Here is a 14,119-nt window from a genome sequence, read left to right as displayed (position 1 = left end):
GCCCGGGGCTCACAGCAGGACCGTGGAGAACTCGCCGACCTCGTGGAAGCCGAGTCGGTCGTACGTGGCCCGGGCGGCGGTGTTGAAGTCGTTGACGTAGAGCGAGACCAGCGGCGCCTGGCCGGCCATGACCTGCTCGAGCACCGAGGCGAGCATCGGCACCGCGAGACCCTGCCCGCGCAGCCGCGGCGCGACCCAGACCCCCTGGAGCTGGGCGCAGCCGAGGGCGATGCTGCCGATGTCGGTCTTGAACACGACCTCGCCGTCCTCGACGACGACGTAGGTGTGCCCCCGGGCCACGAGCGAGGAGATGGAGGCGCGGTAGCCGCGGCTCGAGCCGCTGTAGGGGCGGTAGCCGATCTCGGCGGTGAACATGTGCTCGGCCGCGGGCAGGACGAGGTCGACCTCCGAGGGACGAGCGGGGCGGACCCGCTCGTCGAGGGCGACACCGAGGGCCGACGGCGGCTGGTGGGCGGCGAGCAGCGGCTGGTGCGCCCGCACCGCCCGCGGTGTCCCCCAGTGGGGCTCGAGGTGGCTCCACAGCCCCTCGACCTCCTCCCGCGGCCCGAAGACCGAGGCGGCCCGGCCGCGCCAGCGGCGCAGCCGCTCGGCGAACGCCGGCTGGTCGGCGGCGGTCGTGCCGACGGGGACGACGTTGGCGCTCGCCCAGCAGAGCGAGCGCAGCTCGCCCTCCTCGCGCAGGCCGAGCACCGAGCCGATGGAGCCCGTGCGCGCCCCCTCGAGGAGGCGCGCGGCGACGAACACGCCGCGCGGGAGGTCGCGGGCGCACACCTCGAGGGCGGCGTCGCGGTCGGCGAGCGACAGCGGCCGGACCGGGGATCGTGTGCGCAGCACGTGCACAGCCTAGGGCCGTGCCGCCCCGAGCACAGGATGCTCCAGGTCGGTGTTGTCCAGGACCCACGTGGCACGGGACCGCGGCACCACCTCGGCGACGTAGGTCCGCTGCCCGCCGACGTACCGGACGTTGGCCTCCGACGCGGCCCGGTGGACCTCGCGCCGCCCGTCGAGCAGCGCGGCCAGCTCACGCGCGAGCACCGTCTTGCCGGCCCCGTCGACGCCGTCGAGCGCGACGACGGTCCTCTCCCCGGACGCAGTGTGAGCAGGCGGTCCGCCAGCTCGCGGAGCACCTCGGCCCGCTGCCCGGTCGGAGCAGGAGGGACGAACGCGTCGAGCGCGGGTGGGGTCACCCGGTCAGGAGACGGTGACGCTCGGGGCGCCCGCGGACTCCTCGTCGAGCGGCTCGCCCATCTCCTCGGCGATGCGCATGGCCTCCTCGATGAGGGTCTCGACGATCTGGCTCTCGGGGACGGTCTTGATGACCTCGCCCTTGACGAAGATCTGGCCCTTGCCGTTGCCGGAGGCGACACCGAGGTCGGCCTCGCGGGCCTCGCCGGGGCCGTTGACGACGCAGCCCATGACCGCGACGCGCAGCGGCACGGTCATCCCCTCGAGACCGGCGGTCACCTCGTCGGCGAGCTTGTAGACGTCGACCTGGGCCCGACCGCACGACGGGCAGGAGACGATCTCGAGCTTGCGCGGACGCAGGTTGAGCGACTGGAGGATCTGGATGCCGACCTTGACCTCCTCGACCGGCGGGGCCGAGAGGGAGACGCGGATGGTGTCGCCGATGCCCTGCGACAGCAGCGCCCCGAACGCGGTCGCGGACTTGATCGTGCCCTGGAACGCGGGGCCGGCCTCGGTGACGCCGAGGTGCAGCGGCCAGTCGCCGCGCTCGGCGAGCAGCTGGTAGGCCTTGACCATGACGACGGGGTCGTTGTGCTTGACCGAGATCTTGAAGTCGTGGAAGTCGTGCTCCTCGAAGAGGCTCGCCTCCCAGACGGCCGACTCGACGAGCGCCTCGGCGGTCGGCTTGCCGTACTTCTCGAGGATGCGCTTGTCGAGCGAGCCCGCGTTGACCCCGATGCGGATGGAGACACCGGCCTCCTTGGCGCGGCGGGCGATCTCGCCGACCTGGTCGTCGAACTGCCGGATGTTGCCGGGGTTGACCCGCACCGCGGCGCAGCCGGCGTCGATGGCCGCGTAGACGTACTTCGGCTGGAAGTGGATGTCGGCGATGACCGGGATCTGCGACTTCTGCGCGATCGCCGGCAGGGCCTCGGCGTCGTCCTGGCTCGGGCACGCGACACGGACGATGTCGCAGCCGGCGGCGGTCAGCTCGGCGATCTGCTGGAGCGTGGCGTTGATGTCGGTCGTCGGCGTCGTCGTCATCGACTGCACCGACACCGGCGCGTCCCCGCCGACCTCGACCTTGCCGACCCGGATCTTGCGGGACGGGCGGCGGGGGGCGATGACGGGCGGCGGCGCGGCAGGCATACCGAGGGAGACGGACATGGAACCAAGCCTACGGTCCGAACCTCGGAGGACCATGAGTGACCTCCCCGCGACCTCGTCCACCCGCGCAACCCTCGACGCGGCCGTCGCCGACGCACAGGAGGCCGGGCACCTGCGCCGGCTGGTCGGCGGTCTCGACACCGAGCTCGAGGCCGCTCGTCGCGAGCGGGACCTCGTCGAGCGGCGCCACCGGCTCGAGGCCGACGACGTGCGCCGGCTCGAGGGCGTCGGGTGGTCCTCGCTCGTCGCCGCCGTGCGCGGCACCCGCACCGGCGAGCTCGACCGCGAGCGGGCGGAGGAGACCGCTGCTCTCTACGCGCTGCAGGCGGCCTCGGCGCGGGTCGCCGACCTCGAGGCCCGCCGCGAGGCGACCGTCGAGCAGCTGGAGCGCCTCGGCGACACCGCGGGCCGGGTCGAGCGGGCCCGGCGCGCCCACGCCCAGGTGGTCCGGGCGACCGGCGCCTCCCCCGAGCTCGAGACCGTCCTCGACGACCTCGCCCGGGTCGAGTCCCTCGGCACCGAGCTCGACGAGGCCACCGCCGCGGGCCGCCGCGCCGCCCACGAGCTGGCCGCCGCGCGCGGGCGCCTCGGCTCGGCCGAGAGCTGGTCGACCTACGACACCTGGCTCGGGGGTGGGCTCGTCTCGTCGATGGTCACGCACGACCGCCTCGACGACGCCGGCCGCCACGTGGCATCGGCGCAGTCGGCCCTCGCCGACTTCGCCCGCGAGCTCGGCGACGTCGGCGCGGTCGACACCCTGCGCGCCGACCTCGGCGTCGGGCCGACGATGCGGACCGTCGACATCTGGTTCGACAACCTCTTCACCGACCTGTCGGTCCGCGCGCGCATCAAGGACTCCGCCGCCGACGTCGACGCGGCGGCGCTGGCCGTGCGCGACGTCCTCGCGGACCTCGAGCGACGCGCCGGCCTGCTCGCGCAGGAGCGGGCGGCGCTGCTGCGCCGGCGCGACGAGCTCGTCGCCGGCTGACCGACGAGGCGAGGTCGAGGCGGCAGGACGGGATCGGGGTGACCTCGCGGCCGCGACCCGGCGTCAGCCGAGGCGGACGGGGTTGACGAGGTCGGCGTAGATGAGCAGCGCCGACATCCCGATGAGCACGATCGCCACGGAGTAGGCGACCGGCAGGGCCTTGGCGACGTCGACGTAGCCGGGGTCCGGCCGCCCGCGCAGCCGGGCCCACCGGCGCTTCGTGCCCTCCCAGAGCGCGCCGGCGACGTGCCCGCCGTCGAGCGGCAGCAGCGGCACGAGGTTGAAGACGAAGAGCATGAGGTTGAGGCCCGCGAGCAGGCTGACGAGGAACCACAGCCGGTCGGTGACCGACCCGCCGGTCAGCGAGGAGAGCCGACCGGCCGAGGCCTCCCCCGCGACCCGGCCGACGCCGACGACGGACATCGGGCCGTCGACCTCGCGCTCGGCACCGGAGAACGCCGCGTTCCAGACACCGACCATCCGCGAGGGGATGTCGACGAGGGCGGCCGCGGTGCGCACCACCGAGTCCGTGAGGATGCCCGGTACCGCCGTCGCCGGCTGCGGGACCCACGCCGTCGGGGAGCTGCTCGTGACACCGAGGAAGCCGGCCTCCGTCGTCTGCACCGTGCCGTCGGCGTTCGTGACCGGGCGGCCCTGGTCGTCGAGGACGGCGACCTGGGTGCGGATCGGGGTGACGCTCAGCGAGAGCTGCCGGCCGTCGCGCTCGACGACGACGTCGACGGCGCGCCCGGCGGCGGGCCGGACGAGCCGGCCCACGTCGGTCAGCTCACGGACGGGCTGCCCGCCGATCGACACGAAGCGGTCCCCGGGGAGGATGCCCGCCGCGAGGGCGGGGGTCTGCGGCTTGCCGGCGCACGACGTGGCCTGCGACGCCTGCGCGGCGGGCACGACGCACTGCGCGACGGAGGCCACCTGGGCCCCGGGCTGCGCCGTCGGCAGGCCGTGGGCCGTCACGAACAGGGTGAGCAGGACGACGCCGATGAGGAGGTTCATCAGCGGGCCGCCCATCATGACGACGACCTTCTTGGGGACCGAGAGCCGGTAGAACACGCGGTCCTCGTCCCCCGGCTCGACCTCCTCGAGGCTCGCCGCGCGGGCCTCGTCGACGAGCTGGCTGAACCGGCCGGTGCTCGAGGCGCGCAGCATGCCGGGGGCGTCGCCGGGGCGCGGCGGGAACATCCCGATCATCCGGATGTAGCCACCGAGCGGGACGGCCTTGAGGCCGTACTCGGTCTCGCCGCGGCGTCGCGACCAGACGGTCGGACCGAAGCCGACCATGTACTGCGTGACCTTGACGCCGAACTTCTTGGCGGGGACGAGGTGGCCGACCTCGTGCAGCGCGATGGACGCGGCGACGCCGAACGCCATGGCGAGCACGCCGACCACGTAAGCCAGGATCGTCACCGGTCTCCTCCGGGGGTCTCGACGGGTGCCGCCCCCACGATCTCGCGGGCCCGCTCGCGGGCCCACCGGTCGGCGGCGAGCACCGAGTCAACGCTCGAGGCGTCGACATCGATCCCATTGTGCCCCGCGGACGCCTCGTGCGCCTCGACCACCCGCGCCACGGTGTCGACGATGTCGGTGAACCCGATGGCGCCGTCGTGGAAGGCGTCGACCGCGACCTCGTTCGCCGCGTTGTAGACCGCCGGGTGCGTGCCGCCGGCCTCCCCCACCCGCCGGGCCAGCCGGACCGCCGGGAAGGCGTCGTCGTCGAGGGGGTGGAACTCCCACGTCTGCGCGGCGGTCCAGTCGCACGGCTCGTCGACGTCGGTCAGCCGCTCGGGCCACGAGAGGCCGAGCCCGATCGGGACGAGCATCCGCGGCGGCCCGAGCTGGGCGATCGTCGAGCCGTCGTGGAACTCGACCATCGAGTGGATCTGCTGCTGGGGGTGGACGACGACGTCGATCCGGTCGAACGGGACGTCGAAGAGCAGGTGGGCCTCGATGACCTCGAGGCCCTTGTTGACGAGGGTCGCCGAGTTCGTCGTGATGACCCGGCCCATCGAGAAGTTCGGGTGTGCGAGGGCCTGGTCCGGCGTGACCCCGGCGAGCTCGGCGCGCGTGCGACCACGGAACGGGCCGCCGCTGGCCGTGACGACGAGCCGGCGCACCTCGCTCGCCCGGCCGCCGCGCAGCGACTGCGCGATGGCGCTGTGCTCGGAGTCGACGGGGACGATCTGGTCGGGGCGGGCCGCCTTCTTGACGAGCGGGCCGCCGACGATGAGCGACTCCTTGTTCGCCAACGCCAGGGTCGAGCCCGCGGCGAGGGCCGCGAGGGTGGGCCGCAGGCCGATCGAGCCCGTGATGCCGTTGAGCACGACGTCGGCCCCGCAGCCGGCCGCGAGCGTCGCGGCGTCGTCGCCGACGACGACCTCGGGCCGGTAGGACGGGTCGCCCGCGGCGGCGGCCACCGCGGCGCGGACCTCGTCGGCGTCACCGACGGCGGCGGCCACGAGGGGCGCCCGGGTCGCGGCGGCCTGCTCGGCGAGCAGCCGCAGGTTGCGCCCGGCCGAGAGGGCGACGACGGTGAAGCGGTCCGGGTGGGCGGCGACGACCTCGAGGGCCTGGGTGCCGATCGACCCGGTGGAGCCGAGGACGGCGACGGTGCGTGAGCTCACGGCTCGCCATCCTGCCTCATCGCTCACGACGTGAAGACGCGCTCCTCGATGAGGCGCTCGCCGACGACACGGACCTGCGGCCGGTACCGCCCGTGCTCGAAGTCCTTCTCGACCTCGAGCTCGATCTGCCCGCCGCCGAAACGGTTCTTCTCCACCGAGATGACGACCCAGCGGCGGTAGGTCTTGATCGCCCCGAGGTCGTAGGTCAGGTGCTCGCGGGCGACGATGTTCTCCTTGGTCTGGAGGATGAGCACGATGTCGGCCTCGTACGCGAGCGCGCTGCTGCCGCGCAGGTCGCGGGTACGCATCCGGTGCCCGGCCCCGAGGCCCTCGCGGTCGGCGGCGGTGATCGCGACGACGGGGCACTCGAGCTCCATCGCGATCTCCTTGAGCGTCTCGACGACGAAGGTGACGCGGGTGGTCTCGTCGGCGGTGCCCTCGATGCCGTCGACGGGGATCTTCTGGAGGTAGTCGACGAGCACGAGCGGGGGCTCGCCGGTCTCGTCGGCGACCGCGGCGACGGTGGCGGCGATCTGGCCGATCGTCGTCATCCGGTTGCCCTCGACGATGTGCAGCCGGTCCGACCAGCGCTCGACCGCCATGAGCGCCTCCTGCCCGAAGGACAGGCCGCGCATCGCCGAGCCGAGGCCGCGGCGGTCGGGGTCCTCGGCCTCGAGGACGGCCCGGAAGGCGCGCACGTCGGCCGGCGGGAAGATCGGGTCGTCGACGAGGTCGGCCGCCGCCGCGGCCTCCAGGCCGAGGAGGCGCTGGATGAGCGAGGCGGCGGTCAGCTCGAAGGAGAAGACGACGGCGTGCCGGCCGGTGACGACGGCGTTGCGCATCATCTGCATCGCGAAGGTCGTCTTGCCGGCGCCCTCGGTGCCGGCGACGAGCACGAGCTCACCGGAGCGCAGGCCACCGGTGAAGGTCGTGTCGAGCAGGTCGAAACCGGTGGGCCACACGGTGGCCCCGGGTCGGGCGCCGAGGCGCAGCGCCTCGTCGGTGTCGTCGAGGAAGGAGCGCACGGACCGCTGGCGGTCCGGACGGTCGGAGTGACGGGCCCGGCTCATGGGGCCAGTGGAGCACCCGGGACCCGTGGGGCGCAGCCGGACGCGGACGATCCTGTCCCTTCGGACGAGGCCGACCGCGCCCGGACGCCTCAGGTCGCGAGACCCACGTACTTGACCTCGAGGTACTCGTCGATGCCCTCGAAGCCGCCCTCGCGGCCGAACCCGGACTGCTTGACCCCGCCGAAGGGCGCCGCCGGGTTGGAGACGATGCCGGTGTTGACGCCAACCATCCCGAACTCGAGCGCCTCGGCGACCCGCAGGACGCGGGCGTTGTCGCGGGTGAAGACGTAGCCGACGAGCCCGTACTCGGTCGCGTTGGCGCGCTGCACGGCCTCGGCCTCGGTCGCGAAGGTGCAGATCGGCGCGACCGGCCCGAAGATCTCCTCGGTGAGGCAGCGCGCGTCGGCCGGGACGTCGGTGAGGACGGTCGGCGCGTAGAAGTACCCGCGGCCCTCGACCGGCGACCCGCCCGTGAGGACGGTCGCGCCCTTGTCGACCGCGTCCTCGACGAGCTCGTGCACGCCGCGGCGCGCCTTCTCGGTGATGAGCGGTCCGACGTCGACGCCCTTCTTCGTGCCCTTGCCGACGGTGAGGCCGGCCATCCGCTCGGCGAGCCGGCGGGAGAACTCGTCGGCGACGTCCTCGTGGACGAAGAAGCGGTTCGCCGCGGTGCAGGCCTCCCCGATGTTGCGCATCTTCGCGAGCATCGCGCCCTCGACGGCGGCGTCGAGGTCGGCGTCCTCGAAGACGACGAACGGCGCGTTGCCGCCGAGCTCCATCGAGACGCGCAGCAGCTGCTCGGCCGACTGCTCGACGAGCTTCTTGCCGACGGCGGTCGACCCGGTGAAGGTCAGCTTGCGCAGGCGCGGGTCGCGGATGACGGGCTCGCAGACCTCGCCGGAGCGGGTCGTCGTCACGACGTTGAGGACGCCGTCGGGCAGCCCGGCCTCGCGCATGACCTCGGCGAGCAGGAGCATCGTCAGCGGGGTCTCGGCGGCCGGCTTGACGACCATCGTGCAGCCGGCGGCGACCGCCGGCCCGATCTTGCGGGTGCCCATCGCGAGCGGGAAGTTCCAGGGCGTGATCATCAGCGTCGGCCCGACCGGCTGCGCCATCGTCAGCAGGCGGGTCGCGCCGTTGGGGGCCACCGAGTACCGCCCGTGGATGCGCACGGCCTCCTCGGAGAACCAGCGGAAGAACTCCGAGCCGTACGCGACCTCGCCCCTGGCCTCGGCGAGGGTCTTGCCCATCTCGAGGGTCATGAGCATCGCGAACTCGTCGGCCCGGGCGGTGACGAGGTCGAACGCGCGCCGCAGGATCTCGCCCCGCTCGCGGGGAGCCGTCGCGGCCCACGCGGGCTGGGCCTCGGCGGCCGCGGCGAGCGCCGCCATGCCGTCCTCGGGGCTCGCGTCGGCGCACGTCGTGAGGGTCGCGCCGCTCGAGGGGTCGTGGACCTCGAAGCGGGCGCCCCCGGTGGCCTCGCGCCACCGGCCGCCGATGAGCAGGCGGGTCGGGACCGACTCGACGAGGGCCTTCTGCGTGGTCGCCATGATCTCCTCCGGTGGTGCGGGACGGCGCGGGCGTGCGCCGGACGGGTCGAGCCTAGGACGGGCGGGGCGGCCGGGGGCCGGCCGGGGTCAGCGGTCCTCGAGGCCCCACGGCGAGCCGTAGCCGGCGGGCTTCGGGGCGGCGAGCAGGTCGAGGAACGGCACGGCGTCGAAGGCCTCCGGGCCGAGCACGCCGGCACCGGACCAGGCACCGCTCGAGAGCAGCTCGAGCGCGACGACGGGGTTGACCGCGGTCTGCCAGACGACGCACTGGGCGTCGTACTCGCGCATCGTGTCGGCGTTGTCGGACACGTGGTAGAGGTAGGTGCGCCGCGGCTGCCCGTCCTTGCCGGTCCCGGTGACCCACAGGCCGGCACACGTCTTGCCCTCCATCCGCGGGCCGATGGTCAGCGGGTCCGGGAGCACCGCCGCGACGACGTCGCGGGGGCTCACCTCGACGCCCTTGACGGTGACCGGCTCGGTGCGGTCCAGGCCGAGGGTGTGCAGCGTGCGCAGGATGGTGATCATCTCCTCGCCGAGCCCGTACTTGAAGGTGACCTTCTTCGCGTCGACCCAGCGGGGCATGAGGAGCACCTCCTCGTGCTCGACGTGGACGCACTCGACCGGGCCGATGCCCTCGGGGAACTCGAAGACCTCGGGCTCGCTGAACGGCGGGAGGGTGGACCAGCCGCCGTCGGGCTCACCGGCCCGGTCCTTCTCCCAGACGACCGGCGGGTTGAGGCACTCCTCGATGATCGTCCACATCGAGAAGCCGGGGGCGAAGACCTCGTTGCCGTCCTCGTCGCGGATGACGAGGTTGGCGCCGTCGCGGGTGCCGAGCTCGTCGATCTCCGAGAAGAGGTGGTCGGCGGCGTAGCGCGCGAAGACGTCGGACAGGCCCGGCTCGACGCCGATGCCGACGAGCGCGAGGCGGCCGTCGGCCTCCCACTCCCCCGCCTGCGCGAACTGCTCGTCGCCGAGCTTGACGCCGACCTTGGCGTAGGGCTCCTCCGGGTGCCGGCGCGAGAGGCTCATCGCCATGTCGAGGTAGTCGGCGCCGCCGGCGCGCGTCCCCTCGAAGATCGGGACGACGAAGCGCGGGTCCACGGCGTTGAGCACGTGCGTCGCGCCGACCTCGCGGACGAGCGCCTCGACGGCCGCGGCGTCCGAGGCGTCGACCTGCGCGGCGCGGAAGCGGCTCTCCCCCTCGCGGCGCCCGGAGGCCGCGGCCACCGTCCGCTCCGCCCGGGAGACGTCGTGGTCGGCCACGACCCACGCCTCGAAGAAGTCACGCTCTGCGGCGATGCGCGCGGCGGCGTCGCCGACGCCGCCCGCACCGATCATGAGGACGCGCACGGGAACCTTCCTGTCGGCCGGGGAGGGTCCCCGGCGGGGGGAGTCACTTGCTGCTGCGACGGGCGTTGCCGACGACCTGGCCGATGATGACCAGGGCGAGGGCGAGCACGAACATCGAGAAGCCGATGACGTTGGCCTGGGCGGGGATCCCGCGCAGGTAGGAGACGTAGACGAACTTGGGGAACGTCGTCTCGTTGCCGGAGACGAAGTTCGTGATGATGAAGTCGTCGAAGGACAGCGAGAACGACAGCAGCGCGGCCCCGACGATGCCGGGGAGGACGAGCGGGAAGGTGACCCGCCAGAACGTCGCGCCCGGCCCGGCGTAGAGGTCCTGCGCGGCCTCCTCCATGCGCGGGTCGAGGCTCTGGAGACGGGCCTTGACCGTGACGACGACGAAGCTGATGCAGAACATGATGTGCGCGATGGTGATCGTCCAGAAGCCGAGGCCGAGGCCGACCCGCGAGAAGCCCTGGACGAAGATCGTCAGCAGGCTCGCGCCGAGGACGATCTCGGGCGTGGCCATCGGGACGAAGACGAGGACGTTGCTCGCCGCCCGGCCGCGGAACTGGTGGCGCACGAGCGCGAAGGCGAGCAGCGTGCCGAGCACCGTCGCGACGACGGTCGCGATGACGCCGATCTGCAGCGAGGTGACGAGCGCGTCGCAGACCCCGGGCGCACCGCAGGGGTCCTTCCAGTGCTTGAGGGTCGGGCTCCCCTCGGGGTTCCAGACGATGTTCGACTTCCGGTAGTTGTTGAACGAGAAGACGAACGTGTAGGCGACGGGCAGGAACAGGTAGAGCAGGACGAGGACCGCGACGATGATCGCGAAGCGGTTGGTCAACCAGCGGATCACACCAGCTCCTCCGTCCCGAAGCGGCGGACGTAGACGAACACCATGGCGAGGATGAGCGCCATGAGCGTGAAGGACAGCGCGGCGGCGACGGGGAACCCGCCGAGCACCTTGAAGAACTGGCTCTCGATGACGTTGCCGACCATCTTCGTGTTGTCGGCGCCGAGCAGGTCGGCGTTGACGTAGTCACCGGCCGCCGGGATGAACGTCAGCAGCGTGCCGGCGAGGACGCCCGGCATCGACATCGGCAGGGTCACCGTCCGGAAGGTGGTGAACCCGTTGGCGTACAGGTCTCCCCCGGCCTCGATGACGCGGTGGTCGGCCCGCTCGAGGCTGGCGTAGATCGGCAGCACCATGAACGGCAGGAAGTTGTAGGTCAGGCCCGCGACGACCGCCGCCCACGTCTCGGTGATGTGCCCGCCGGGCAGCAGGTGCAGCGCGTTGAGCGTGCTCGCGACCGGCCCCTCGTCGGCGAGGATCTGGCGCCACGCGACGGTGCGCAGGATGAACGAGGTGAAGAACGGCGCGATGACCGCGATGAGCATGATGTTGCGCCAGCGCCCGGCCTTGAAGGCCATCGCGTAGGCCAGCGGGTAGGCCAGGCAGAAGGCGAAGAAGGTCGCGAGCCCCGCGAAGAGCAGCGAGCGCCCGAACTGCGGCGCGAAGTCGGTGAGGGCCGAGAGGTAGTTCGAGAAGTTGACGTCGCGGTAGTAGTAGCCCGGGTACCCGGGGAACTGCGACTGCAGGCTGACCGAGAACAGCTGCACGAGCGGGACGACGAAGAAGACGAGCAGCCAGAGCGCCCCGGGGACCAGCAGGAGGTAGGGCAGCCAGCTGCGGCCCTGGCGCTCCTGCGGCGGGGTGTCGCCCGCCGGGGCACCTCCCGCCGGGCCGGCGTGGGCGAGGGCGCTCACGCCGTCGCCTCCGCGGCGGCCTGCGCCTCGGCCTCGTCGGCCGGCACGGTGAAGGCGTGGGCGTGGTTCCAGGCGATCCACACGTCGTCGCCGGGCCGCAGGTCGATCGGGTCGACGTCGAGGTTCTGCTCGTAGCAGCTCCAGATCGTCCCGCTCGGGAGGCGGACGAGGTACTCGGTGGCGACCCCGGTGAACGAGACGTCGAGGACGGTGCCCTTGACGTCGTCGCCCGTGCCCTCCGGGGGACGGCGCAGCACGCGGACCTTCTCGGGGCGCACGCCGAACATCACGGTGCCGTCGGTCGCGTTGGCCCGGGCCAGCGGCACCTTGACCTTCGTGCCCTGCACCTCGGCGACGAGGCTGTCGCCGTCGCGGTCGACGACCCGGCCGGTGCCGAGGTTGGAGCGGCCGACGAAGTTCGCGACGAACGAGGTCCGCGGCAGGTCGTACAGGTCGGCGGGGTGGCCCATCTGCTCGATCCGGCCGTGGTTCATCACCGCGACGGTGTCGGCCATCGTCATGGCCTCCTCCTGGTCGTGGGTAACGTGGATGAAAGTGAGCCCGACCTCGGTCTGGATCCGCTTGAGCTCGACCTGGAGCTGGCGGCGCAGCTTGAGGTCGAGGGCGCCGAGCGGCTCGTCGAGGAGGAGCACCTCGGGCCGGTTGACCAGGGCCCGCGCGAGCGCGACGCGCTGCTGCTGGCCACCGGAGAGCTGGGCCGGCTTGCGGGCCGCGAGGTGGTCGACCTGGACGAGCGCGAGGGTCTCGTCGGCGAGCGCGAGCGCGTTCTTGTCGCCCCGGCGCTTGGGCCCGAACGCGACGTTGTCGCGGATGGTCAGGTGCGGGAAGAGCGCATAGCTCTGGAACACCGTGTTGACGGGGCGCTCGTAGGGCCGGCTGCCGGTGATCTCGGTGTCGCCGATGAGCACCTTGCCGGCCGTCGGCTGCTCGAGCCCGGCGACCATCCGCAGGGTGGTCGTCTTGCCGCAGCCCGAGGGGCCGAGGAGGGCGAAGAACGAGCCGCGGGGGACGACGAGGTCGAGGTCGTCGACGGCGGTGAAGTCCCCGAAGGACTTCGTGACGGACTCGAGGCGCAGGTCGCCCGTCGCCTCGCGGAAGCCGCTGTTGCGTGCCATCAGTTGCCCTGCACCTTCTGCCAGATGGCGCTGTAGGCCTGGTCGTCCTGGGGCGAGAGCGCCGGGAAGCCCTGGATGTTGTTGTCCTTGATGTACTCCGCCGACGGGAAGATGAACGGGCTCTCGGCCAGCTCGGGGTCGGACTTGGCGAGCTCCTCCTGCGCCCCTTGGACCGGGCAGACGTAGTTGACCCACGCGGCGACCTCGGCGGCGACGGCGGGCTCGTAGTAGTAGTTCATGAGCGTCATCGCGTTGCGGCGGTGCGTCGAGGTGATCGGCACCATCATGTTGTCGCTCCAGAGGGTGCCGCCGGACTCGGGGATGACGAACTGCCAGTTGTCGTTCTCGGTCTCGGCCCGGAGGATGAACAGGTCGCCGCTCCAGACGATGCCGGCGATCGCGTTGCCGGACTTGAGGTCCTCGAGGTAGCTGTTGCCCTTGATCCGGCGGATGTACCCCTCGGACATCTTCTGCTCGATGAGGTTGACCGCGTTCTCGAACTGGGTGCGCCCCCAGCCGCCGGTGATGTCGACGCCCTGGCTCTGCATGACGAGCGCGACGGTGTCGCGGAACTCCGACAGGACGACGATGCGGCCCTTGAGCTCGGGGGTCCACAGGTCGTCGAGGCTCTTGATCTCCTGGGAGACCTTCGTCTTGTCGTAGCCGATGCCGGCGAAGCCCGACTGCCAGGTGAGGGAGTAGTTGCGCCCGGGGTCGAAGCTGACGTCCTTGAGGCTGTCGAGGAGGTTGCTCGCGTTGGGCATCCGGATGATCTCGAGCGGCTGGGCCAGCTGCTCGCGGATGACGCGGTTGGCCATCCAGTCGGTGAAGACGAAGATGTCCTTGCCGATGTCCTGCTTGGCCCGCAGCTGCGGCGCGATCTTGTTGAAGTAGGAGTCGTTGTCCTCGATGTCCTCGGAGTACGTGGCCTTGATGCCCGTCTCCTTGATGAACGCCTCGAGGGTCGGGTACTGCTTGGTGTCCTCGTCGTAGTCGAGGTAAGCGGTCCAGTTGGCCCAGCGCACGACCTTGTCGGTGGCCGAGACGTCCTGCGGCAGCTGCACGGCCGCCGCTCCCCCGGACGGCGGGGTCGGGGGTGCGCACGCGGCCAGGCTCGCGGCGCCGCCCAGCGCGGCCGTCCCGAGGAGCGAGCGGCGCGAGAGCTGTGCGGAGCGGGCGGCCCGGACGAGGTCGCGGACGGCGGGGTCGGCGGGGGGCCGCCTGCGGAGAGGTGCCATGGGTGACC

13 protein-coding genes are annotated in these 14,119 nt (G+C 72.3%); 1 reads left to right on the top strand and 12 read right to left on the bottom strand.

Annotated elements, in window-relative coordinates; genetic code table 11:
• Positions 1-9 precede the first annotated feature (9 nt).
• From IG69_RS0109955 to ispG, 3 genes are all read right to left on the bottom strand, one after another.
• Complete coding sequence (locus IG69_RS0109955; RefSeq protein WP_030528013.1) at positions 10-855, bottom strand: GNAT family N-acetyltransferase; 846 nt, start codon at positions 853-855, stop codon at positions 10-12.
• A gap of 9 nt (positions 856-864) precedes the next feature.
• Positions 865-1,056, bottom strand: coding sequence for a nucleoside/nucleotide kinase family protein (locus IG69_RS0109950; RefSeq protein WP_030528012.1), 192 nt, complete (start codon positions 1,054-1,056; stop codon positions 865-867).
• A 156-nt stretch (positions 1,057-1,212) separates the two neighbouring features.
• A complete protein-coding gene (ispG, locus tag IG69_RS0109945; protein ID WP_030528011.1) occupies positions 1,213-2,373 on the bottom strand; it encodes a flavodoxin-dependent (E)-4-hydroxy-3-methylbut-2-enyl-diphosphate synthase in 1,161 nt (386 codons plus the stop codon).
• Positions 2,374-2,407: 34 nt separating this feature from the next.
• Between ispG and IG69_RS0109940 the strand changes: the two genes are divergently transcribed.
• Complete coding sequence (locus tag IG69_RS0109940; RefSeq protein WP_030528010.1) at positions 2,408-3,361, top strand: hypothetical protein; 954 nt, start codon at positions 2,408-2,410, stop codon at positions 3,359-3,361.
• Positions 3,362-3,424: 63 nt separating this feature from the next.
• Here IG69_RS0109940 and IG69_RS0109935 read toward each other — a convergent pair whose 3' ends face one another.
• The 9 genes from IG69_RS0109935 to IG69_RS0109895 all read right to left on the bottom strand — a co-directional run bounded on the left by IG69_RS0109935 (position 3,425) and on the right by IG69_RS0109895 (position 14,111).
• Positions 3,425-4,786, bottom strand: a complete 1,362-nt coding sequence (locus tag IG69_RS0109935) for a M50 family metallopeptidase (RefSeq protein WP_030528009.1) — start codon at positions 4,784-4,786, stop codon at positions 3,425-3,427.
• The gene (gene dxr, locus IG69_RS0109930) at positions 4,783-6,000 is read right to left on the bottom strand and encodes a 1-deoxy-D-xylulose-5-phosphate reductoisomerase (protein WP_036829658.1); all 1,218 of its coding nucleotides are present in this window, start codon (positions 5,998-6,000) and stop codon (positions 4,783-4,785) included. The genes IG69_RS0109935 and dxr overlap by 4 nt, the downstream gene beginning before the upstream one ends.
• A gap of 23 nt (positions 6,001-6,023) precedes the next feature.
• Positions 6,024-7,070 carry a DnaB-like helicase C-terminal domain-containing protein gene (locus tag IG69_RS0109925; RefSeq protein WP_051750408.1) on the bottom strand — a complete coding sequence of 349 codons (1,047 nt, stop codon included), beginning with the start codon at positions 7,068-7,070 and terminating at the stop codon, positions 6,024-6,026.
• A gap of 89 nt (positions 7,071-7,159) precedes the next feature.
• Entirely contained in the window at positions 7,160-8,620 is a 1,461-nt protein-coding gene (locus tag IG69_RS0109920; protein WP_030528006.1) for an NAD-dependent succinate-semialdehyde dehydrogenase, read from the bottom strand.
• 87 nt (positions 8,621-8,707) lie between these two features.
• Entirely contained in the window at positions 8,708-9,973 is a 1,266-nt protein-coding gene (locus tag IG69_RS0109915) for a saccharopine dehydrogenase family protein (RefSeq protein WP_030528005.1), read from the bottom strand.
• Between the two features lie 43 nt (positions 9,974-10,016).
• The gene (locus IG69_RS0109910) at positions 10,017-10,826 is read right to left on the bottom strand and encodes an ABC transporter permease (RefSeq protein ID WP_030528004.1); all 810 of its coding nucleotides are present in this window, start codon (positions 10,824-10,826) and stop codon (positions 10,017-10,019) included.
• On the bottom strand, positions 10,823-11,737 hold the full coding sequence (locus IG69_RS0109905; RefSeq protein WP_030528003.1) for an ABC transporter permease: 915 nt from the start codon (positions 11,735-11,737) through the stop codon (positions 10,823-10,825). Before IG69_RS0109905 ends, IG69_RS0109910 begins: the two co-directional genes overlap by 4 nt.
• Complete coding sequence (locus tag IG69_RS0109900; RefSeq protein WP_030528002.1) at positions 11,734-12,873, bottom strand: ABC transporter ATP-binding protein; 1,140 nt, start codon at positions 12,871-12,873, stop codon at positions 11,734-11,736. The genes IG69_RS0109905 and IG69_RS0109900 overlap by 4 nt, the downstream gene beginning before the upstream one ends.
• Positions 12,873-14,111: an ABC transporter substrate-binding protein gene (locus IG69_RS0109895; protein WP_030528001.1), complete on the bottom strand. Its 1,239-nt coding sequence runs from the start codon at positions 14,109-14,111 to the stop codon at positions 12,873-12,875. Before IG69_RS0109895 ends, IG69_RS0109900 begins: the two co-directional genes overlap by 1 nt.
• Between the last annotated feature and the right edge of the window lie 8 nt (positions 14,112-14,119).

This window comes from Phycicoccus jejuensis (assembly GCF_000720925.1).
Lineage (GTDB): Bacteria > Actinomycetota > Actinomycetes > Actinomycetales > Dermatophilaceae > Phycicoccus > Phycicoccus jejuensis.
Note: the sequence above shows the minus strand (reverse complement) of the source record. Positions and strands in the feature narration are given on the sequence as shown.